General features: G+C 45.6%; 21 protein-coding genes and 1 pseudogene. 7 read left to right on the top strand and 15 right to left on the bottom strand.

Annotation, left to right across the window (positions count from 1 at the left end):
- The 9 genes from QUB39_RS23370 to QUB39_RS23330 all read right to left on the bottom strand — a co-directional run.
- Nucleotides 1–1,075: DUF4347 domain-containing protein (locus QUB39_RS23370; RefSeq protein ID WP_333485170.1), on the bottom strand; the 1,075-nt coding region annotated here is incomplete at its 3' end.
- A gap of 116 nt (nt 1,076–1,191) precedes the next feature.
- A complete protein-coding gene (locus QUB39_RS23365; protein WP_333055669.1) occupies nt 1,192–1,410 on the bottom strand; it encodes a sulfotransferase in 219 nt (72 codons plus the stop codon).
- A 577-nt stretch (nt 1,411–1,987) separates the two neighbouring features.
- Nucleotides 1,988–2,887, bottom strand: a complete 900-nt coding sequence (locus tag QUB39_RS23360; RefSeq protein WP_333207895.1) for an ABC transporter ATP-binding protein — start codon at nt 2,885–2,887, stop codon at nt 1,988–1,990.
- Between the two features lie 128 nt (nt 2,888–3,015).
- The gene (locus QUB39_RS23355) at nt 3,016–3,789 is read right to left on the bottom strand and encodes an ABC transporter permease (RefSeq protein WP_333055667.1); all 774 of its coding nucleotides are present in this window, start codon (nt 3,787–3,789) and stop codon (nt 3,016–3,018) included.
- A gap of 583 nt (nt 3,790–4,372) precedes the next feature.
- Nucleotides 4,373–5,416: a hypothetical protein gene (locus QUB39_RS23350; protein ID WP_333207893.1), complete on the bottom strand. Its 1,044-nt coding sequence runs from the start codon at nt 5,414–5,416 to the stop codon at nt 4,373–4,375.
- A 404-nt stretch (nt 5,417–5,820) separates the two neighbouring features.
- Nucleotides 5,821–5,988: a hypothetical protein gene (locus QUB39_RS23345; protein ID WP_333278575.1), complete on the bottom strand. Its 168-nt coding sequence runs from the start codon at nt 5,986–5,988 to the stop codon at nt 5,821–5,823.
- Nucleotides 5,989–6,104: 116 nt separating this feature from the next.
- Nucleotides 6,105–6,806 carry a hypothetical protein gene (locus QUB39_RS23340; RefSeq protein ID WP_333055665.1) on the bottom strand — a complete coding sequence of 234 codons (702 nt, stop codon included), beginning with the start codon at nt 6,804–6,806 and terminating at the stop codon, nt 6,105–6,107.
- 309 nt (nt 6,807–7,115) lie between these two features.
- Nucleotides 7,116–8,141, bottom strand: a complete 1,026-nt coding sequence (locus tag QUB39_RS23335) for an ABC transporter permease (RefSeq protein ID WP_333055664.1) — start codon at nt 8,139–8,141, stop codon at nt 7,116–7,118.
- Nucleotides 8,142–8,364: 223 nt separating this feature from the next.
- Complete coding sequence (locus QUB39_RS23330) at nt 8,365–8,709, bottom strand: hypothetical protein (protein WP_333055663.1); 345 nt, start codon at nt 8,707–8,709, stop codon at nt 8,365–8,367.
- 316 nt (nt 8,710–9,025) lie between these two features.
- Between QUB39_RS23330 and QUB39_RS23325 the strand changes: the two genes are divergently transcribed.
- Together QUB39_RS23325 and QUB39_RS23320 are read left to right on the top strand one after the other, a co-directional pair.
- Entirely contained in the window at nt 9,026–9,163 is a 138-nt protein-coding gene (locus QUB39_RS23325; protein WP_333207888.1) for a hypothetical protein, read from the top strand.
- A gap of 299 nt (nt 9,164–9,462) precedes the next feature.
- On the top strand, nt 9,463–12,876 hold the full coding sequence (locus QUB39_RS23320; protein ID WP_333207886.1) for a PAS domain S-box protein: 3,414 nt from the start codon (nt 9,463–9,465) through the stop codon (nt 12,874–12,876).
- Nucleotides 12,877–13,036: 160 nt separating this feature from the next.
- Here QUB39_RS23320 and QUB39_RS23315 read toward each other — a convergent pair whose 3' ends face one another.
- Nucleotides 13,037–14,314: a tetratricopeptide repeat protein gene (locus QUB39_RS23315; RefSeq protein WP_333055661.1), complete on the bottom strand. Its 1,278-nt coding sequence runs from the start codon at nt 14,312–14,314 to the stop codon at nt 13,037–13,039.
- 82 nt (nt 14,315–14,396) lie between these two features.
- Here QUB39_RS23315 and QUB39_RS23310 point away from each other — a divergent pair.
- Nucleotides 14,397–14,582: pseudogene (locus tag QUB39_RS23310) on the top strand (ATP-binding protein); the annotation flags it as partial.
- Nucleotides 14,583–14,950: 368 nt separating this feature from the next.
- Here QUB39_RS23310 and QUB39_RS23305 read toward each other — a convergent pair.
- From QUB39_RS23305 to QUB39_RS23295, 3 genes are all read right to left on the bottom strand, one after another.
- On the bottom strand, nt 14,951–16,018 hold the full coding sequence (locus QUB39_RS23305; protein WP_333207883.1) for an ABC transporter permease: 1,068 nt from the start codon (nt 16,016–16,018) through the stop codon (nt 14,951–14,953).
- Between the two features lie 162 nt (nt 16,019–16,180).
- On the bottom strand, nt 16,181–17,314 hold the full coding sequence (locus QUB39_RS23300; protein WP_333055658.1) for an AI-2E family transporter: 1,134 nt from the start codon (nt 17,312–17,314) through the stop codon (nt 16,181–16,183).
- A 115-nt stretch (nt 17,315–17,429) separates the two neighbouring features.
- Nucleotides 17,430–17,561, bottom strand: a complete 132-nt coding sequence (locus QUB39_RS23295) for a hypothetical protein (RefSeq protein ID WP_333055657.1) — start codon at nt 17,559–17,561, stop codon at nt 17,430–17,432.
- 172 nt (nt 17,562–17,733) lie between these two features.
- Here QUB39_RS23295 and QUB39_RS23290 point away from each other — a divergent pair, with 172 nt between their 5' ends.
- From QUB39_RS23290 to QUB39_RS23280, 3 genes are all read left to right on the top strand, one after another.
- Entirely contained in the window at nt 17,734–19,521 is a 1,788-nt protein-coding gene (locus QUB39_RS23290) for an efflux RND transporter periplasmic adaptor subunit (protein WP_333207882.1), read from the top strand.
- Between the two features lie 176 nt (nt 19,522–19,697).
- The gene (locus QUB39_RS23285; RefSeq protein WP_333207880.1) at nt 19,698–19,988 is read left to right on the top strand and encodes a hypothetical protein; all 291 of its coding nucleotides are present in this window, start codon (nt 19,698–19,700) and stop codon (nt 19,986–19,988) included.
- Nucleotides 19,985–20,242 (top strand): type II toxin-antitoxin system RelE/ParE family toxin, encoded by a 258-nt coding sequence (locus tag QUB39_RS23280; protein ID WP_333207878.1) that lies wholly within the window; start codon nt 19,985–19,987, stop codon nt 20,240–20,242. Before QUB39_RS23285 ends, QUB39_RS23280 begins: the two co-directional genes overlap by 4 nt.
- A gap of 58 nt (nt 20,243–20,300) precedes the next feature.
- Here QUB39_RS23280 and QUB39_RS23275 read toward each other — a convergent pair whose 3' ends face one another.
- A complete protein-coding gene (locus QUB39_RS23275) occupies nt 20,301–20,495 on the bottom strand; it encodes a hypothetical protein (protein WP_333207877.1) in 195 nt (64 codons plus the stop codon).
- Nucleotides 20,492–21,046: a hypothetical protein gene (locus tag QUB39_RS23270; RefSeq protein ID WP_333207875.1), complete on the bottom strand. Its 555-nt coding sequence runs from the start codon at nt 21,044–21,046 to the stop codon at nt 20,492–20,494. Before QUB39_RS23270 ends, QUB39_RS23275 begins: the two co-directional genes overlap by 4 nt.
- Nucleotides 21,047–21,193: 147 nt before the next feature.
- On the opposite strand from QUB39_RS23270, the gene QUB39_RS23265 reads away from it, so the two are divergent.
- Nucleotides 21,194–21,376, top strand: a 183-nt coding sequence (locus tag QUB39_RS23265; protein WP_445243094.1) for a calcium-binding protein, incomplete at its 3' end; no start/stop codon positions are given.

The following is a 21,376-nucleotide window of genomic DNA, read 5'->3' as shown; positions in this document are numbered from 1 at the left end:
TGGGGTTGAAAGCAGTATCCAGGCTGCCGTCGGCGTTCATTCTGGCGATTCTGTTGCGAGCTGTGCCGTTGACTGTGCTGAAAAAGCCCCCTGCGTAGGCCTTGCCACTGCTGTCGAGGGCGATCGCACTGACAGAGCCATTCATGCCGCTACTGGGGTTGAAAGCAGTATCCAGGCTGCCGTCGGCGTTCATTCTGGCGATTCTGTTGCGAGCTGTGCCGTTGACTGTGGTGAACCAGCCGCCTGCGTAAAGTTTGCCACTGCTGTCGAGGGCGAGCGCTATGACAGCGTTATTCATGCCGCCAGTGGGGTTGAAAGCAGTATCCAGGCTGCCGTCGGCGTTCATTCTGGCGATATTGTTGCGAGCTGTGCCGTTGACTGTGCTGAAACCGCCGCCTGCATAAATCCAATCGTTGATGGTGGCAGTGCCATTAGCAGGCGCAGTGGTGATGCTTTGCACTGAGACGCGACTGCTGCCCGTGTCGTTGGCAAGCACATCGATACTGGTAGCGGCCGAGTTAACTGTAACGCCTTTGTTATCTGGGTTAGCCGTAGCTGCTAGGATGTAGTTGTAAGCTTTGAGGCTTTCAGAATTAAACGGTATTGATGTTTCTATCGTGCCTGTTTCTACTTCTAAGTTCCAGTCGCCTCCTAATCCTGCATTGCCTGTAATGTTATTCGATGCTGCTACATCGGCTTTTGTTAATTCACCCAGTTCTTTAACAAATTTGATTCCTGTTTCCCCTGCTGCTACATCGCAGCCATAAAGTAGGATATCGCCATTTGCTGTCAGGGCATTTCCCCACTGTTTGATCTGAGTGCTGAACTTTTCTAAGTCATTCCCATTGAGCGTGTCTGCACCCAGTTTTAAACTGCCTTCACTTCCGTGAGAAAGGATATGAACTGCTTCAATATCTTTTTGATCTGCCAAGGCGTTAGTAATTTGGTCGATCGCGCTGAAATTTTCATCTAAAATGACAATTTGAGCGGCATCGATGCCTTGGATCAGGCTTTGATAATCTTGTACAGAGGAGTCAACGAAAATAATTTGCTTGTTCATGTTTGGTACGTTCATAATTACTGAAATCCTTTATATCTATCGTTTACATCCAAGTCTGGCCGGGCTTGAAACCCCCGCCTCAAAGCTCAAGTCCTCTTGCATAGGACTGAAGAATTTATTAGTCTTATTGCTCAAATCAATCGAGCTGTAAAATTGTTAGCCCGTTCCAATTTTTCACGGGAAATAAACGTGGAAAACTGATTGTCTTCGCTCATGGCTTCCAACATTCTCTCCACTAATCCCCCGACTGGGCTAGTCATAGCAGCGTGAAAGCGGGGATTTTGTCGTAGTAATGCAGCCAGTAAAGTAGAGCCTGAGCGGGGTAGTCCTGATATGAAGTGGGCTTTCACTGGCCTCGTGGGGGAATGGATTTCTATAACATTAGATGCAACCTAAATGTATCATACCACAGACATATCTTTTATAGCCTATCTTTATTTAACATTTCGCAACACAACATCCAGGTTTACGATATCTTTACAATCTAGACATCGTGGGTTGGCTTTCCCTATCTCTATCATTGCTTAGGGCCCCTGCCTCTGTCAGTCGGAAAAGTCGGATCATAAAGTCGGAAAAGTCGGATCTTTTCCATGTGGACATAATTTAGACCTCCCTCAGAGGCTGTGGGTATGAGGGTTTATTTGTTTTAGCGGAATTTTATTGGCTATTTTGCCAGACAGCATTAAGGTTGACGATATCTTTAGAATCTAGACATCGCCCTTGTTATACCAATTTAATGTGAAGTTGCACATATTTCGATCCCCCTAAATCCCCCTTAAGAAGGGGGACTTTGATCAGAATCTTGTCCCCCCCTTATTAAGGGGGGCTAGGGGGGATCGGATTCTACGGGGCCTCATAAAAAATTGGTATTAATTACTCTGGAACTTTAACCGCAGATGGTGGCGGATGTACGCGGATGGACGCAGATTAGGATACAGTTTGTTTAGTTACTTCTACATAAATATGTTCTAACCGCACCGGATACCGAGCGATTGAATCAATAGAAATCCCGTCGAACAGCAAAATAATTTCTTTTAATTCTAAACGTTCCGGCAGCCAAAAAGCCAAATCGCTACCGTAGCGGCGGGGGATGAAACTGTATTGTTTAGCGCGGGCGATGACTTCAGCTTCTTGGTCGGTTTTTACCACGATAATTTCTTGAGCCGGAATCAGTTTTTGCAACTCTTCTAAACTGCCCTCAGCTACAATACTGCCATTCTTTAAAATTCCAATTCTCTGACACAGCCGCTCAGCTTCATCCAACAAGTGAGTTGTCAGCAAAATTGTAATTCCTTCCGATTGCAAGCGCTGAATTAACTCCCAAATTTCATAGCGAGCCTCAATATCTAAACCCGTTGTCGGTTCATCTAAAATTACTAATTTAGGCTGGTGTACCAAAGCCACTGCAATATTCAAACGTCGCTGCATTCCTCCGCTCAAAGTTTCCACCGGGCTTGTAGCTCTATCTGTCAAATTTACTGCTTTCAAACAGTGTCTTACTTGATAGCGCCGCTGTTTGCGCTCTAAGCCGTAAATTTGAGCAAAAAAATTGAGGTTTTCTTCGCAGCTAAGGCTTTTGTAAAGCAAATTTTCTTGGGGCGCTACACCGATTAAGGATTTTGTAGCTTCGGAAACAGGCTCGCCATTGATGGAAACTTGCCCGCTGTCGGCATTTAGCAAATTGCATAAAATATTGATGGTTGTAGTTTTGCCCGCCCCGTTTGGCCCCAGCAAACCGTAAATTTCTCCTGCTTGAATGTGCAGTGTTAAATCTTTAAGCACTGAGCGCTCGCCGTAAGACTTATTTAGCTTTTCTATTTGCAGCACTGCTTTAATTCTCCGTATTATTTTATATATTTACGATTTTTTCGGAATTATTTAACCGCAGAGAGCGCAGAGGGCGCAGAGGAAGAGAAGAGAGAGATGAATAATTACGACATAATAATGAGATAGTTTTAAAGTCTTCTTTCTACTCTCAGCATCCTGCGGTAAGAAAGCCATCCACCTGCAATCATGGCAATAGAAAATATGAATAAATACCAAAAGTGTTCTGCAATATCAGCCAAATCTTTGCCGTCAGCCCACACGCCCATCAGCGCTTCGTTCATGTGATAAATTGGATTATACTGGGCGAGATCCAGCAGACTTTTGGGAAAGAGCGAAGTCGGTAAGAATGCGCCTCCTAAAATCAATAAAGGAACGCCGAAAGCGGCTACTAGGGAGTTGACATCTTCAGTGCGCCTCGCAAACTGGGTGCCGAGAATAAAGCCTACACCTACATAAGATACAATACTGAGCAGAATAATCGCACATCCTAACAGAATAGAGCCTTGAAATTGTGCTCCTAAAAAAGAGGCGATCGTATATACTAAAATTACCTGACCGATGCCGATGCAACTGTGAGCCAGGAAAATCCCTAAAAAGTAGGAAGTGCCGCTCAGCGGGGAAATAAACAAGCGTTTGAGGGTATGCTGTTCTCGCTCTGCTACTACTGTTGCTACGCTACCGCCGAGACAGCTAAAAAATAAAGCCGCTCCTACTAAGCTTGCAGGTGCAGCAGTTTCAAAGGCTTTTGCTGTGGTGAGATTAGCGCGTTCTTTTAAAATCAAAGCGTTAATTAGCAAGATAGAAACTGGAAAAATACTCCACAATACTAAGCTGCGTCGCCGCCTCCCCAATTCAATTAAAATCCGCTGTGCTACTGCGAGGGTTTCGTACCAGTATTTCATTTTAAATTTGTTAGCATTGTCATGGTTTGTAATCAAAAATTAAAGTTAATAGTTTATGATACAGTCATTACATAAGCTTGTCAAATAACTGTTCAAAATGTACACCATTGAATTAACATCAGGCAAGGTCGGAGATGGCAATGCCCAAGGCGTGTCAACTTAAACTTTTCCTCCGCAAGTCCTCCCGCTCACCCGGCAGTCCGCCAGGGAATGAATTCCCTGTCTAATAGCTAAAGTCCTCTCAAAGAGGACTGAAGAACTCATTAGTCCTATGCAAGAGGACTTTAGTTTTGAGGCAGGGGTTTCAACAATAGCCGGACTATTTGTTGTACGTTAAGTTGACGCCAATGGGCAATGCCGTTTCCCTAGCCCCAAAATAATCGTCCTGGTGACGATGTAAGCATCGCCCGATTAATTGTAGGGAAACGGCACTGCCGTGTCCTGATTTCGGCTAAGGGGTAAAATCAACCGCATTAGATGATGAAATTACCCTTGCGAGTGGTCTGTTGATACAACCCATCGACAACATGGCTATTGAGGAGACGGCAGTGCCGTTTCCCTACCCCAAAATAATCAATAATTATTACTTAATCGTAAAGTTCTTACCTCTGTAGCATCCTTGAAAAGAAGTTAAACTGGTGCTGTTTCTCTGTTCCAATTTAGTCACGAGGGAAGAAGTATTGCTACTTTCAGCGGTAGCGCCCCACTTGTAGATAAAGTCGCCGAGATTGTTTCCGGTTTCTTCGTAGCTGTGCTCTTCAATTGGAATTCCCGAAACTCCTGAAACAGTTTGGTTGTGGTATCCGTTAAGGATGATTTTTTCGATAACTGCGCCCGGTTCTGCGGTAATGTTCCACTGCACCGGTTCATAAGCTGAAAGTGCGAGAATTATGGGCTTGTTTCGGCGTTCTACTTTGACTTCGATCGCCCTTTTAGACAAATCTCGGTTCTTGTGATCCGCATTGGCTTCGTAAACGCCTATTAAATGAAGTTCTTTGTTTCCGCTTGACGAACCGATATAAGCTGAAAAATCGTCGGAACCTCCAAGCCCGCAGTTGGCGCCAGAACTAATTGGGGAAACAAAAGCTGTTTTTTCGGCTAGTTTCTGCTGCACTGCCGGTACTACCCACAATCCGGTTCCGATGCCTAAAGCACCTATCAAAGCGGCGGCGATACCGAAAGGAAGGGCATTTGTCAGGTTGCGAACAACTGGTTTGGCTGTTAGTTGAGATAGGGTTTGCTGCCAAGTTTCACCAGTTTGTCGATCGGCATTCCCGCCATCGAGACAAGCCAATAAACCTAAACTTTCCGGCTGTTCGAGCAGACTTTGAACTGTTTTCCCTTCACCGACGTAGAGATTTCTAGTTTCGGTGTCTAAAAGCAGCCAGTAGCGATCGCCCTCGCTGAGGTTGTACTCTTGTAGGGCAGGATCGACTAAATCGTGCTGCAAAAACACCAGCCAAGCCATATTATTGCCAGTGCCGACTGTTTTGCCGTCGCTGGATATAAGTTGGTCGATGTCGGGCTCCCAGCGCCAAGCTACCCAGCGACTATCTCCTCGATAGCCGAGGGATTTTTCTAGTTGCGGATGAGCGGTTATTTCTAAGCGTTGAACTAAGTTTGACACTAGATTTCCTCCTCAAGTGCGTTAGCGAATCCCGCCCCTACGGGGGCTACGCCAACGCAGAGGATCGGGTCTAGAGCAATTTTGTTCCAATTTATTAAAACAAATATTTTGCTCATGAAGAGCCTCCGAATAATCGGGTTAATTTTGTCTTGCTAATGTTATCAGCCGGCACTTTCCCAACCACACAGGCTTAACAAAAATATGCCTGTTGAATGGTTTAGCTTGAGAACTTGGAGCTGGGGAGCACCCGCCTGGTAATAATTTTAACCTTTGCTGATAACTAATCCTGTTACGGATTAAAGCTAGCTATCTATCACTGCTTCTACCTGGTTGTCCAGTTTTAAAAGAGTGCTTAGCCGATAGCGTCTACAAGTTCTTAGCTTAACTTTTATTTGGCTACTCTGCTACAAAATATGCCGATCGCACCTAACATCAATATTATGCAGGCAAATAAATATTCCGGCTTTCTCGTGGCTGAAATATCCCTGAAAAAGAGAACGTTTCCGAGAAACCCGGTTTCTGTGATGAAAGTTCTGACCGAAAGCATTCAGGATACCCGCCACGTGATTCATCCGTCCAGAAATAAAAAACCTGTATCCGATGAAACTTGCCGAACGTATTTATCTCGCGCAAGTCAATCAAAAATCTAAAATCAAAAATCAAAAATCGATTGACACTTCGCCTATTACTAGCGGGGGCCATCAATCGCATCTCTAGTCGGCGCAACACCTCCAGGGCCAAAGGAACTCGGCGGCACTCTCGGAAGATTGAGATTGCGATTGGGAACTAAATCGCTGTTGCTGTCGCCAGCATTTCCACCCGTGGGAGACGCACTATTATTGGGGCTGGTACTCGGTGAACTTCCCGGATTGAGATTATTGGGATTGGTATTCGGCGAAGTTCCCAGATTGGGATTATTGGGAGTGGTACTCGGTGAACTTCCCGGATTGAGATTATTGGGATTGGTGGTTGGCGAAGTTCCCGGAGTCAGATTATTGGGAGTACCTGCGGGCGAAGTTCCCGGATTGACATTGTTGGGATTGTTGGGATTTGCCGTGCCAGTAGGAGTAGTTATCGGGGTGCCGACAGCATCTCTGGTGATGGCGTTGGGGTTCGGGGGAGGAGGCGGAGTGCTTGCATTGGGGTTATTTGCAGGAGCATTGCCCGCAACCGGATTCGTGTTTTGGGGAGCAGCGTTACTGCCACACAAACTGACTAAATCAAAAGTTGTGCCGCCTGGAGTTTCGATGAAGCAAACCGGCACATTTACTTGGGGGTTTGAGGCTCTGGGAAAATCGGCTGTTCCCGGCATGGGACGGCTAAAGGCAGCTTCAGCCATCAGTGGGGTCAAGGCAGCCGATAGAGCGGCGATTGTTCGCAATAATCTCATCAGCGTTTCCTCAAATGTATAATTTTATTTTCTCCAGTATTGCCCATAAATCGCCAAGTGTCGTCACTCTAAAAGCCGATCGATCTTTTTGACAACTGCTTCTTATGGGCCACCCCTGGCTGCAACATCTCGCGCCGACAGAAAGTACAGGTAGAAAAAGCCGATAAGCTAATCCGCCTTTAAATTGCCCGGTAAAATAAATTTTCACTCTTGTGGGGTGGGCATCCTGCCCGCCCTCAAAATACAATTTAAATGCACAACAGCTTAGTGCAACTGTCGCGCATCCGTTGCCCTTCTTCCTTGATATTTTTAGTAGCGAATTCGCGGGTCAACGTAAGCATTCAAAATATCAATTACAATGCTGGCAATTACAACTATTGCCGCAAAAAACACCACAATACCTTGAACAGTTGGATAATCCCGCAAGCTAATCGCTTCGTAAAGGCGATTTGCCAACCCCGGCCAAGAAAAAGTAACCTCTGTTAAAATAGCACCGCCCAACAGTGCAGCAAAAGTCAATCCTAAGACAGTAATCACCGGAATTAGTGCATTTTTCAGAGCGTGCGCCCATAAAATCTGGAATTCGGGAATGCCTCTAGCTCTAGCTGCTTCGACATAATCTGCTTGCAAAGTTTGCTTGAGATTCACTCTGACAATCCGCTCGAAAATGCCGCTCAAAAGAATCCCCAAGGTCAAACTCGGAAGTGCCAAATAATGCAAAGATGTGAGAAACTGACCAGGGTTAGCGCTCAGCAGACTGTCAATAGTGTATAGTCCTGTGTAGCCTTCGGGGGCGGGGAATGTGACAGGAAAGCGAGTTCCCAAGGGAAACCATCCCAACTGCACTGCGAAAATCAATTGCAAAACCATACCAGCCCAAAAAGCCGGCAGCGAGTAAGTGATAATGCCAAACAAACGGCCGAGAGCATCGAAAATAGTGTTAGGGCGGGATGCTGCTAAGGAACCGATACTGATGCCGACAATTAAAGCTATGGCCATGCTACAAACTGCTAATTCGACTGTAGCGGGGAAATAGTCTCCGATAATTTGCCACACGGTTTGTCCGCGAGTGGTGATGGATGTTCCCAAGTTCAGACTGAATAAGTCTTTCATGTAGTTGAGATATTGCTGCCACAGGGGTGCGTCGAGACCGAGTTGAGCTCGCATTGCTTCTTTGGCGGCTGCGGGAGCTCGTGAACCGAGAATGGCATCTATGGGGTCGCCCGGAGTAGCCCGCAAGAGCAAAAATACTGCTGTGGTGATTGTCCACAACATTAGCGGTGCCAGAAGCAAGCGGAGAAAAATATAAGATTGTAGGGCTTTGGAACGAGACATAATATTTGGGAATTGCCAATTGGAAATTGGAAAGAGACAGTTGAGTGGATGTTACTTACATCTTGCACTATTCTCAAGAACAGGCAAGATGCCTGTTCCACAACAGATAAATTTTATTGTGGGCCGTTGCTCAGAGCAACGGCCTGAAAGGATGATTGAGAATGGTGCAATATCTCAGTTTTAGCGAAAAAGTCGATCGACTTTTTCGCAATTGGCGATTTTCCTATTCGCCCAGCAGTGATTCAAATGCAGCTTGCAAAGACTTGATATCGCCTACTCTGGCTACTAACAAGTTTTCGCTGCCGGCATCCTGCAGCCTGTGTCTCCAATACTGGATGCTATCAGAGTTGTTCATCCAGAAACTAATCACGGTGTCTACAACTCGATCGACATCCCAGCCTTGCTGAGGAGAAACTGTCTCTACGGATGCCACAAACGCATCGAGAGTGCACTTTCGGTTTGCCAAGTATTCTACACCTGACGGCTGCTGTTGTTGCAGCAATTCCTGCTGCTGGTTAAAAAATGTTAAAGTTGGAGATACGCCCAGGATTTCAAATGTATAGTTCATGTCATCCTCCAGAAGTATTATTTTGCCCAAATGTCGATCGTCCAAAAAAGCTAAAAACGCTTTACTTTGCTGGCGTTGATGAAATGCAGATGCTTCAATTATCCTCTTTGTAGTCGATCTGGATTTTGGCGGCTTATCTTATTAATAGCAAATTTTTTAACACCAGATTGTCACAGAATTTACATTTGTCCTGGGACTGTAGAAAAAATGAAAATAAAATTTTTATTAACCGGGCGTAAGGAAGAGAATTCCCACCCGCAAAAAGTGAGCTTATTTTAGATTAAAAAGTTTAGATTAAAAAATTGAATAATTGGCAATGACTGATGACAAGCAGGATGGGGAACACGGGCCTAAAGTTGCATTTTTTACGGCGTGTGACTTTTTTATCGGGAGTCTGCAGAGCGATCGCCACATTCAGACAAGTAGTGGCATGATTAATATTACAAGTTTTTAGAGTAGCGGTGGAAACCTCAGCCCCGTTTTGAGCAGTCGGTAACTGCACTTCACTATGTGTGTACAACGTTGTAACTTATATCGAGGGTGATTTTAACTGAGATATTGTACCATTCTCGCTTAACAAACCGAAAAGCCTGTTCCACAATAAAATTCCCTCTTTGAGAGAATAGGCCGAAAAGCCTGTTCATAAAAAGCTTATTGAGAATGGTGCAACATTTCAGTTTAAGCGACAAACGATACACAAACCCGGTAGGTGTCAGAATATTGATGTTATTGAAAAGTCTGAGCAGTTGTGTGATGAAAAGCTCGCCCAAGATGTCACTAAGCCTAGTCTTGTTGATACCGCTGGTGGTACAAATCTCCGTAGCAGTCGGCGTGACTGGATGGCTGTCGTTTCGCAACGGCCAGAAAGCCGTCAATGACCTTGCTACTAGGTTAAGCTTGGAAGTCGCAGCCAGAACCAAAGAAAATTTCCGCAGTTTTGGGGATGTATCTCATTTATTTCTACAAATGAATACTGCTGCGATCGCCTCTGGCAACTTAGACCCGGAAGACTTGCCCAACTTAGAGCGCTATTTGTGGAACCAGACCAAGCTGAGCGATCGAAATACAACCATTTACTATGGCGACGAACAGGGCAGATTCGTCTTGCTCAAGCGAGAAGCAGAACACTTAGTATACATCAGAGACGAATCAACCGCTCCAAACCGCGAAATTTATCGCCTCGATAGCCAAGGAAATCGCACTGAGCTAATCCAAATCGTCCCCTATGACCCCCGTACTAGACCGTGGTACAAAGCTGCCAAACAGTCAGGAAAAGCCACTTGGTCTCCCATCTACCCCTTCGCAGCCTCGCCAGTTCTGGGGATTACGCCGGTGATGCCTATTTACAATGAAACAGGAAACCTGCAGGGGGTATTGGCTATTGACTTGACTCTTTCTCAAATCAGCGATTTTCTCAAAAGCATCAAAATTAGCCCGTCAGGACAAGTTTTTGCGATCGAACGCAGCGGGAAAATAGTCGCCAGTTCCACAGACGAATTGCCTTTTGTCACCGGCCAAGACGGACAGGAACGGCTGTTGGCGACTAGGAGCAAAAATTTGCTAATTCGATCGGCTTCCACATACTTACAACAACGATTTGGTAGTTTTGAACAAATTGACAGCAAAGGACAGTTTACCTTCGATATAGACGGCAAACGTCAATTCATTACCGTTGCTCCCCTGCAAGACGGCCGCGGCCTCGATTGGCTGATTGTAGTCGCAATCCCGGAAGCAGACTTTATGGAGCAAATTAACGCCAACACTCGCACAACTATCTTATTGTGCTTTTTTGCCTTGGTACTGGCGATCGTTCTCGGAATATTTACCTCTCGCTGGGTTGTCAAACCGATTACCCGATTGTTGCAAGCTTCCAAAGCTTTAACAAAAATGTCTGAGTCATCCGACTTCACTTCCGCAGAATTAAATGGCGAAGTCGAAGTTCAAGGAATCAAAGAAATCGATCTCCTAGCTCAGTCTTTCAATCAAATGGCTAGACAATTGCGATCGTCTTTTGTTGCCCTAGAACAAACCAACTCTAGTTTAGAACAGCGAGTAGCAGAGCGGACGGCAGAACTCGAAGCCGCCGAAGCAGAATTGCGGGCTTTGTTTGCAGCCATGAGCGAATTAATTATAGTTCTCGACGCCAGCGGTCGCTATTTAAAAATCGCCCCCACAAATCTTTCTCTGCTCTACAAACCCATCGAAGAATTAGTAGGCAAAACACTCACAGAGGTGTTTCCGCAAGCTACAGCCAACAATTTTATCAACCACATCCGAACAGCTTTAGATACTCAACAAACTGTCAGTATCGAGTACAATTTAACCATTGACGACCGCGAAGTTTGTTTTGCCGCCAGCATTTCACCCCTTTCCGAAGAATCCGTCATTGTGGTAGCTCGCGACATTACCGAACAGAAGCGAGCCGAATCGGCGCGACGCCACAGGCAAAAACAATTGCTCAAACAAAATACGGTTTTGGTAGAATTGGCAAGAAATAAAGCGCTGTATCGAGGCGATTTGCAAGTAGCTTTTAGGCAAATTACCGAAGCAGCTACTCATACCCTAGATGCAGAACGAGCCGGAGCTTGGTTGTACGATGAAAGCCGCTCGAAACTGCACTGTCTCGACCAATTTAGCCGCAGCAACCCGCAGCATTCCCAAGGTGCCGAACTCGCAGCAGCAGACTATCCAGCTTATTTTAAAGCTTTGGAAGAACACCGGACGATCGCAGCCGATGACGCTCTCTCAGATGTGAGAACCAGAGAATTTGTGGAATCTTACTTTTCACAAGTGGGTACTACATCAACCTTAGATGCGCCCGTGCGGCTGGGAGGACAAACAGTCGGAGTCATCTGTATCGAACAAGTGGGAACTCCTCGCAACTGGACAGTAGAAGAACAAAATTTTGCTGCTTCCCTCGCAGATTTGGTATCATTGGCGATCGAAGCCAGCGAGCGCGATCGTACACAAAGCGCTTTGCGTCAAGCAGAACAAAAATATCGTAGCATCTTTGAAAATGCCGTCGAAGGCATTTTTCAAAGAACCCCCGAAGGCCATTTCTTGAGCGTAAATCCAGCTTTAGCCCGCATCTATGGCTACGCCACTCCCGAAGAATTGACATCAAATCTCACCAACATCAAACAGCAAGCTTACGTCAATCCTCAGCAGGGCGACAAGTTTATGCGCGTGATGGAAGAATTCGGAGAAGTTTCGGGGTTTGAGTCACAAGTTTACCGCGTTGACGGCAAGGTAATTTGGATTTCCGAAAGCGCGCGTGCAGTGTGTGACGCCAACGGCCAGGTACTCTACTATGAAGGCAGCGTCGAGGATATTAGCGATCGAAAAGTCTTTGAATCCGCCTTGCAACTCGCCCTAGAAGCAGCCGAAGCAGCTTCCACCGCAAAAAGCGCATTTTTAGCAAACATGAGCCACGAACTGCGAACACCTCTGAATGCCATCATCGGCTACAGCGAAATGCTCCAAGAAGAAACCGCAGAATTGGGCTACGATGAACTCACCCCAGATTTAGACAAAATTCGCACTTCCGGCCGACACTTGCTATCGCTCATTAACGACATTCTCGACATTTCTAAAATCGAAGCCGGCCGCATGGATCTTTACTTAGAAACCTTCAACATCGCCGCCTTGATTGAAGAAGTAGCATCCACCGCCGCGCCGCTAATTGAAAAGAACGGCAACACTCTCAACTTGCACAAAATTACTAATATCGGCACGATGCACGGTGACATTACCAAAGTGCAGCAGATTTTATTAAATTTGCTGAGCAATGCCGCCAAATTCACTCAAAACGGTACAATTACCCTCACCGCCAGCCGAGAAAAAATCGCGGGCGACAGCAGCGAAGCAAAACAAGAAAACACTGCGGAACCTGCCACAATTTCTCAATCTTCAATTGCTAGTAAAGAATTTTTAGTTATTAATTGTACAGATACAGGAATTGGGATGACTCCAGAGCAGTTGCAGCACATTTTCCAACCCTTTACCCAAGCAGACGCTTCCACCACGCGCAAGTACGGCGGCACCGGTTTGGGACTAGCCATCAGCCAACGTTTTTGTCTAATGATGGGCGGCAATATTTCCGTAAAAAGTCAGGAGGGTGTTGGTTCTACTTTTACGATCTGGTTGCCAGTTAATCTGCAAAATTAGGATGGATGGCACACGCAGCATTCAATTTCATAAAAAAAGAATGCTGGCGCACCTTACAAAAGAAGTTTCCCTAAAAAAAGGGGAATACAAACCAAGTAGGGAAACTAAAAGTAAACATAACCTTGTGTTTAGGTTTGATTTTTTACTTTTATCTTACTCATTACGGCTGTGTACTTGGGTTAGATTCTCCATTCACCACCCCCGTAGTATCTATCTGATCGGCGAAATCTTGTTTTCCAGTTTCAATAAACCATTTATACTGCTCAAGCGTTTCGGGACGAGCACTCTCCAAACACATTTTTCTCCAGCGGGATGCCTCTTTTGTATCTTTTTTTTCTTCCAGAACATCTTCTAGCAAGCAATAAGCCATCCCTCCACCGAGCTGTTTTCCTTCAATTGCTTGGTCAATAGCAACTGCTTGTCTGATTTCTTTTTCAGCCGCTTGATACTGTTTTTGTTTGAGCAGTATCCAGCCCAAGTTTAGATGTAGTTCATAATTGAGTTGAGCATCTTCTTTCCTCACCCGTTGTACTCCCATCCGCAGTAAAGTTTCAGCGGTAACTCTATCGTTTTTACTAATATAAACGCGACCTAAATTATTAAAGGCGCGAGCCTCCCCTAGATTTAACACTTTTTCATATTCCTTCCTCGCTAAATCTATAGCTCCTAAAGATTCGTAGATTTGTCCCAAGGCAATTGGAATCTCCCAATTATTGGGGTTTATTTTGGCCGCTTGCTCGTATTTGCCTTTGGCTTTTTCCAGTAAACCTCTTTCGTAGAGTTTTTTTCCTTCTCGATAGTTCCAGTCACCAATCCGAGGTAAAGAGTTATAGACTCCCACAGAAGCCAACAATAACATTGCGGTAATTCCCAAGGTTGCTTGACTGTGAAACTGGGGAGAAATATTGAGTTTTTGGAGCAGATTTTTAATCTTTTCTTGTCCTGTGTCCTGCAAGGTGTGGATTACCGTCAGAAGTAACCCTCCTTGTCCCAGCAGGCCAAAGGTCTCAGCGAAGCTGATTCCTCCCGTGGAAAAGAGTTGAACGAAGGTTGTCATATAGGCCCCTACCGCCGTCAATCCCGCGATTGTCAGCCCGTTGAACAACCAATCTAAGCGATTTGAGGGGGAAACTTCCTCCTCGGAAGTCGGTTCGAGGAACCACCACCAAGCTTCTGGGGAGGGGTGAAATGTAGCTCGCCATTCTGCTAATTTTGCTCCTCGGGCGATCGCATTGGCTTGTTGTTTCAGGAAGTTGTCTAATTCGAGTAGTTTAGCCAAACTTTCCACAGAAAGCTGGGTTTTCTCGCTGAGTGCTTCTTTGATGGCATCGCGAGTAACTAAAATATGGAGAATGGCTATTTCTGAGGGTTCAGACTTGGCCAATTTTAGGTGAGCGAGAGCATCCGTATATTGAGCTAAGGCAAATTCTAATTTCACGATCGGACTTGAATAATTAGTAGATTCCTGAAAAAAGTTTACCGCAAATTGCAGGTATATACTTTAAGAAAATTGTACCCCACAGTTGCAGCACATTTTCCAACCCTTTACCCAACCAGACGCTTCTACCACGCGCAAGTACGGCAGCACCGGTTTGGGACTAGCAATCAGCCAGCGTTTTTGCCTAATGATGGGTGGCAATATTTCCGTAAAAAGTCAGGAGGGTGTGGGTTCTACTTTTACCATCCGCTTACCTGTTAATCATTAACTAATATGGGTATTTTTGAGCTATACTTCTATTACCAAATCTCGTAGGGGCGGGTTCACCAACAATCTTTGGTTCACATCCAAAATATTCATAAACCCGCCCCCACCAAACCAATTAACCCTGATTGCAGAACAATTTTTTGAGTATCTGCGATGGGTGGGGGCGGGTTTTTTAGTTCTGGGAATTGATGATATAAATTTGGGTGAACCCGCCCCCACCAAACCAATTAAGTTTGATTGCAGAACAATTTTTTGAGTATCTGCGATGGGTGAAGGCGGGTTTTTTAGTTCTGGCAATTGATGATATAAATTTGGGTGAACCGCTCCGACAAATCTTTGAATTTCCAATTACCAATTACCCAGTCCCCATTACCTTTGAATGCTTCTCGGATCGAGAGCATCCCGCAAGCCATCCCCCAATAAATTAAACGCCAAAACTGTCAAAATAATCAGTATCGCCGGAGGCCAAACCAACCAAGGTTGCAATACTAAAATTGAAGCATTAGTAGAGAGGGATAGTAAATTTCCCCAAGAAGGATCTGGCTGTTGAATTCCCAAGCCAATTAAACTCAAAACCGACTCCGCCACAATAAAACCCGGAACCGCCAAAGTAGCAGAAATAATTACATAAGTAGCAGTTTGTGGCAAAACGTGGCGGACAATAATATAAATTGGATTGGCGCCCATTGCCCGCGCCGCTTGCACGAATTCTCGTTGTTTAATTGATAGTACCTGACCGCGAATTACCCGCGCTAAACCCGCCCAATTGATAAATGAAGTAATCAGCACAATCAATATAAATCGCTGAGCACTTGTCAATCCCGGCGGCAACACTGCTGCTAGCGCTACTAATAAATAAAGACCAGGAATTGTCATTAATACTTCAGCAAAACGCATTAAAATACTATCAATCCAACTGCCGAAATAGCCCGATATGCCTCCGATAAACAATCCCAAGGGAAAAGAAATTGCTATGCCAACTAAACCGATGCTGAGGCTAATTCTGCTGCCGTGTACTAAGCGGCTGAACTGATCGCGCGCTTGTTCATCCGTGCCTAAAATGTTAATTTGACCTTCTCCTGTAGTGCCAAAAAGATGCCTATCTAATGGCAAAACTCCTAAAAAATTATAGGGAGAACCTTTGACAAACAAACCGACAGCCGATGGTTTTTGCCAGTCTACAATTACCTCGCGAGCGCCGGTATTCGCATCCACTGGGCCCTGAGTTGTCGGATAAACGTGGGGCCCGATAAATCGCCCGTCTTGGGTGGTTAAATAAATCTGAGTCGGCGGCAATAATGAACCGTCTAATTGAGAGTCGTAGGGGTCGTAAGGTGCCACAAATTCGGCAAAAAGTGCGACTGTGTAAAAAATTAACAGTAGCACGGCTCCTAACCGAGCTAGAGGATTTTTTCTAAGATTTTGCCACCAGTTCATAAGTTTTTAGGTTTGAGATTTTAAGTTGGTTAGTAATCAAGACTAAAGTGCTTAAAGTTATTTGTAGAGACTTTAGTTTTTTATTGATGAACTCAGCAGCCAAAAATTAATTACTGAATAATAAAAAAATTCATAACTGAATTACTTACTACAAGAATTAGACTACTTTTGTTCATCTGCGACCAAGATTATTCTAGTTTCATCTTCGGGTATTTTCCCCAATTCCTCGCCGCTAAAAGGATTGTAGAAAAACGAGCCTGTTTGGGGTGGCAATTTGGGATTGAGTACAATTTCTACTATACTTTTTACAACCCCAGTGAGCGGAATTGCCAGGATAACTCCCAACAATCCTCCCACTCTACCTCCTAACAGCAAAGCTGTGAAAATAATTACCGGGCTCAATCCGGTGAGATTGCCCATGATTCGGGGAGCTACTAAATTATCCTTGATTTGCTGGAGACCGATCGCGACTACCAACACTTGCAGCGCCAGCCACCAATCAATAAAGGCTACAATTATACTAACAGTGCCAATTCCCAAAGTTGCTCCAATAAACGGAATTATTTCCGTCAATCCTATAAACACGGCAAACAACAGAAAAAACGGAACTTGCAGCCACCAAAAAGCCAGAGTCAACGAGATGGCCATCAATAGTCCCAGCAATAACTGTCCCGATACAAATCGCTGGAGGTTTCGCTGCAAAGTCTCTGTTAAAACATAGCGAATGTCTGGGGAAAAAATACTGGTCAAACCCTGCCAAACTCTTTGCCCGTCTAGGAGCATATAAAAGGAAATCACCACAATAAAAATCAAGTCCAAAAACCAGTTAACAGTACCGACAACTAAGCCTAAACTCGTACCTGCGAGCGCCTGCACTTGTTCCTGCACTTTCGCTGATAACTGCTGCTCCAATATTTGCACGTTAAACGGCAAATTGCGCTCGGCACTCCAGGCTTGAAATTCAGCTAGCTGCAGTCGCCCCGACTCCAGCAAATCCGGGAACCTCACCCCCAACTGTCTCGCTTGGCTGAACACGGGCGGCACAATAGTTAAACCGATTACTATTACTACCACACCTGCTGTTAAATAAACCAGCCCCGCCGCTACTCCCCGAGGCAAAAATACTTGCAGTCTTTTTACTGCATAATTTAATAAAAATGCAATGAGTCCCGCTGTTACTAAAATGCTGACCAGTTCCCCAACATAACTGACAGCAGTCAGGGTAAACCATCCCGTCACTAGCATTAGTAGCCAAGTAATTAGAAACTGTTGGACGGGAGAAAAGACGCTATTCATTGTGATTTTTGTCAATTAAACTGGTACAATTTCCTGACCCGATTTGTCGGGTTCTACGAGAAACACATTAGAGTATAGATTAGCAATAATCAGTTCAAGATTAGACTAAATGCTCTCAGTATTGATAAGCTGGTGACGGCAAAACCGCTTCGGGACAGACAATGCCAGCCCGATCGACCCCACGATCGGCAATCACGCTAATATTCAGTATGCCCCAGAGACCGATCAAATTAAATGTCGATCGCACAAACTTTGAGCAAATTTAATTAAAATCGCCATTGTAGGGTGAAAGTGCGCCAGACTCACCCAAAAGGAGGAAGCGTTAATCCAGAGACCCTCCGCTAAAATAAAGTAAATATTATCGTAATCTTTCTTTACAATATCAAAAGCACAGGCTCATACTGGCGAGAGGAACTACCGTGACTAATCAAGTTTTTTCAGAAGCCGAAGAAAAGCAACCCCTTTCCCCCGTGGAGAGCGGGCGCGAAAGGAACTCAGCAGTGGATGTAGCTGAAAGTGAAGTCTCAGACAAATCTCCCTGGCAATTCTCCGGTGAGGATGATGAACGAGAAGTGGCGCTGGAAGTTCCAGAAATTGAGGCGGAACAAGTTTGGGAACCAGAAGTAACTGAATTTGGGCCCAGCAAAGAAATCAGGTGGCCTGCCTTGTTGGCGGGCGCAGGGATTGGCGTGGCTGCAACGTTGCTAGCAGTAAAATTGACTGGGGGCAATCAGAGTTCGCCGCCTGCAGCTCCAATTCCCTCGGCAACTCAGCAGGCGATTGCTCCGACGGTGACAGTCGCGCCTGTGGAATCTGCCCAGGTGGGTGAAACTCTGCAAGCGACGGGCACCGTGGCAGCCTATGACTTGCTACCGGTGCTACCACAAGCCAACGGTTTGCAAATTAAGCAGGTGTTGGTGAATGAAGGGGATGTGGTAGAAAAAGGTCAGACGATGGCGGTTTTGGACGATTCGGTGCTACGATCGCAAATTGCCGAAGCGCTGGCGGGAGTACAATCGGCCAATTCTACGGTAGAACAAGCCCAAGCTCAGGTACAGCAAGCCGAGTCAGCCCAACAAGAAGCCCAAGCAGGCGTGGCTCAAGCCCAAGCAGGCGTTGAAAAAGCCATCGCTGACGCAGCGCAAGCCAAAACAGGCGTCGGGCAGGCAAGGGCTGGTGTGGAACAAGCTAAAGCCGGTGTCACTCAAGCTAAAGCTGGCATTGCCTCCGCTCAGGCTAAATTAGATCAGGCTCAAAGAGAAGTAAATCGCACCCAAGATTTGGCGGCTCAGGGAGTAATTAGTCAGCAAGATTTGGAAAGACGCAAGACAGAGCGACAGACTGCTGTTCAAGATTTGAACAAAGCTAAAGCTGACTTGAATACAGCTTTGCAAGAACAGAATAAAGCAGCGGAAGAAGTGCAATCTTCTATTGCTAGAGTAGCTACTGCGGAAGCTAATATCAGTACGGCTAGAGCGGCTCTCGCCAGCGCTCGTGCTAAAGTGAATACGGCCGGAGCGAGTGTCAGCAGTGCCAGAGCAAATGTCGGAAATAACGCAGCAACTGTCCGCAGTAATGATGCACAAGTCAAACAGTTACAAACTCAACTAGAACAAACAATTGTTCGAGCGCCGGATAGTGGCACTGTGGCTGAAAGAATTGGTCGAGTTGGCGATGTTTCTTCGGGAAATCAAAAACTATTTTCGATTATTCGCGACAACAAGCTGGAACTACAATTGAAAGTACCGGAAAGTCAGGTTTCGCAAGTGCGGCCGGGAACAGCAGTGCAAATTACTTCGGATTCTGACAAGCGGATTAAGTTGTCAGGAACTGTGCGAGAAATTTCGCCGGTAGTTGACCCGCAAAATCGGCAAGCTACGGTGAAGATTGATTTGCCGACAAGCGAGTTTTTGCGATCGGGAATGTTTTTGCGCGCATCCATTTCGACGACAACGGCTCAAGGTTTGAAAGTGCCTGCTAAAGCTATTGTACCGCAATCTGACGGCAGTTCTATGGTTTACAAACTTGTGGGCGAAAACAAGGTGCAGGCTCAACCGGTGGAACTTGGGGAAATTTCCGGGGGTGCGGTGGGCGATTTGACTGCTGCTAAGGTGGTGGTTAAAAAAGGTTTGAAGGCGGGCGATCGGGTGGTTGTTACTGGGGCTGGTTTTCTTAAGGATGGCGCTGAGGTTAAGGTTGGTAAATAGTTGTTGGTTATTGGTTAAAACAGGGGAAGGGCGATCGAATATCTGCGTGTAGGGAAACAGCACTGCCGTGTCCTCCTATCGTGTTGCTCCCAATCAGGAGACGGCAATGCCGTGTCCCTACAGCCAATTTGCTACGATACAGTAGAACTATCCTCTAACGAAAGGTCGAATAGACAATGCAAATCACCCTCAGCCAAACGCAAACCCAAGTTCTCGAAACCCTTGTCAAACAAGGGCAATATCCTTCTTTAGAAGAGGCCCTCAATACCGCCTTGCTGTTACTGATTGATGATGCTACGCTGCCCGATTCCGATCGTAGTCCAGAATACTTAATCTGGGCTGAAGCGACTCGCAAAAAAATTAACACCGCACGGGAACAAGCACAACGCGGTGAAGTATTAGAAGCAGACGTGGTGCTTGCTAAACTGAGAGCTAAAGTGCAAACTGCCAAAGAATCAGCAGTATGAGACGTTTGGTTATTACGATTGATGCGAGTCGAGATTTATCAGAAATTTCCGATTATTTTCTACAGCAAAGCATAGATGCAGGCGATCGCTTTGTCGAAGGATTTGGCAAAAAATGTCAGTATCTCGCTGAGTTTCCGTATTTGGGGCGATCCTATGCTCAGTTTGCTCCGGGTTTGCGAGGGATAGCGTTGATGGACTACATCATTTTTTACCAAGTTGCTGGGGAAGGTATTGAAATTTTGCTCCTTAATTAGTGGTTATCGTAATTTGCCAACTGTTTTCAATGAAAAATGACTCAAAAAGTGCGCTCGCCTAAAGCCGATTCACTATTAGCATTTTTTCAAATACCGAACCCAAAGCAGCCGAATAAGCGCGACTGTCCAAAAACCTCGGTTGCTGCTGCATTTTTTGCTCGATTTCCTCCCGCTTTTGCTTTCGCAATTCCGTATTAGTTCCGAGTGCGACACTCAACTTAGGGATGAGAATTAAATAAAATCCACTTTTCATGACTCTTGTGGGATGGGCGTCCCGCCCGTCAATCGGGGACGGGCGGGACGCCCATCCCACAAGAATAAAAAAGGGAAATTATTGAATTGATGATCCTTAATATAAGACTCTTCGCTGTCAGCAATTAGATCGAACAACTGGATGTCTCGCAGGATTGCCGCCCCTTGTCGGGAACGCAAATTATTGCCATCTCTCACTACAGTCGGTAATCCCACTTCTAACGGATATACCGTCGAATTTGCACCCGCGTAGGGATAGGAGTCGAGATAGACATCAGCCAGTTGTAACACTGCTTTCACATCTTCGCGATTCGCCAGGGTATTGAATAAAATTAAACGAGTGCGATCGATATTGTATTTATCAAAAATAGCAGATATTTTATTGATAAACCGCTGTTTGACAGTATAGCAACCGCCAAGGCGGTTATGGCGTAAACTTGCTATACTTCGTTGCAGCCCGCAGAAACGGGCAAAAAACCGGGTTTCTTTAGTTTTGATGCGTAGTGCGATCGGTTTCAAATACGCGATATTTTGAGCTATTAAGCATAGCATCTTTGGTCGCAAATAAAACAAAATTTGTCTAAAAAAAGTTTTTTTGCAAAACTGCATAATTTTGGGGAAGAAGTCCTGATAAGTAATTAAGGTGAGGTGCTTATCTCAAAAATAGCCCCGCCTGTTTATCGCAAGCAGGAAAAAAACATGGCAGTATTGACTGGCACATCCTCAGATGACAATCTGATCGGCGGGCCTGAGAATGACAACATCTCAGGGCTTGAAGGCAATGACACCCTCGCTGGCTTAGATAGCAACGACAGCTTGCTCGGCGGTGGAGGAAACGACAACCTCAGTGGAGGTGGGGGCAATGACTCCCTCCTTGGTGAT

It is taken from the genome of Microcoleus sp. AT8-B5 (assembly GCF_036705565.1).
In the GTDB taxonomy this organism is placed as follows: Bacteria; Cyanobacteriota; Cyanobacteriia; order Cyanobacteriales; family Microcoleaceae; genus Microcoleus.
Note: the sequence above shows the minus strand (reverse complement) of the source record. Positions and strands in the feature narration are given on the sequence as shown.

Excerpts from the sequence above, each read along its gene's own strand:
- QUB39_RS23355 (WP_333055667.1), bottom strand. The coding sequence starts at position 3,789 with ATGAAATACTGGTACGAAACCCTCGCAGTAGCACAGCGGATTTTAATT.
- QUB39_RS23345 (WP_333278575.1), bottom strand. The coding sequence starts at position 5,988 with ATGAATCACGTGGCGGGTATCCTGAATGCTTTCGGTCAGAACTTTCAT.
- QUB39_RS23340 (WP_333055665.1), bottom strand. The coding sequence starts at position 6,806 with ATGAGATTATTGCGAACAATCGCCGCTCTATCGGCTGCCTTGACCCCA.
- QUB39_RS23335 (WP_333055664.1), bottom strand. The coding sequence starts at position 8,141 with ATGTCTCGTTCCAAAGCCCTACAATCTTATATTTTTCTCCGCTTGCTT.
- QUB39_RS23330 (WP_333055663.1), bottom strand. The coding sequence starts at position 8,709 with ATGAACTATACATTTGAAATCCTGGGCGTATCTCCAACTTTAACATTT.
- QUB39_RS23325 (WP_333207888.1), top strand. The coding sequence starts at position 9,026 with ATGACTGATGACAAGCAGGATGGGGAACACGGGCCTAAAGTTGCATTT.
- QUB39_RS23320 (WP_333207886.1), top strand. The coding sequence starts at position 9,463 with ATGAAAAGCTCGCCCAAGATGTCACTAAGCCTAGTCTTGTTGATACCG.
- QUB39_RS23305 (WP_333207883.1), bottom strand. The coding sequence starts at position 16,018 with ATGAACTGGTGGCAAAATCTTAGAAAAAATCCTCTAGCTCGGTTAGGA.
- QUB39_RS23300 (WP_333055658.1), bottom strand. The coding sequence starts at position 17,314 with ATGAATAGCGTCTTTTCTCCCGTCCAACAGTTTCTAATTACTTGGCTA.
- QUB39_RS23285 (WP_333207880.1), top strand. The coding sequence starts at position 19,698 with ATGCAAATCACCCTCAGCCAAACGCAAACCCAAGTTCTCGAAACCCTT.
- QUB39_RS23280 (WP_333207878.1), top strand. The coding sequence starts at position 19,985 with ATGAGACGTTTGGTTATTACGATTGATGCGAGTCGAGATTTATCAGAA.
- QUB39_RS23275 (WP_333207877.1), bottom strand. The coding sequence starts at position 20,495 with ATGAAAAGTGGATTTTATTTAATTCTCATCCCTAAGTTGAGTGTCGCA.
- QUB39_RS23270 (WP_333207875.1), bottom strand. The coding sequence starts at position 21,046 with ATGCTATGCTTAATAGCTCAAAATATCGCGTATTTGAAACCGATCGCA.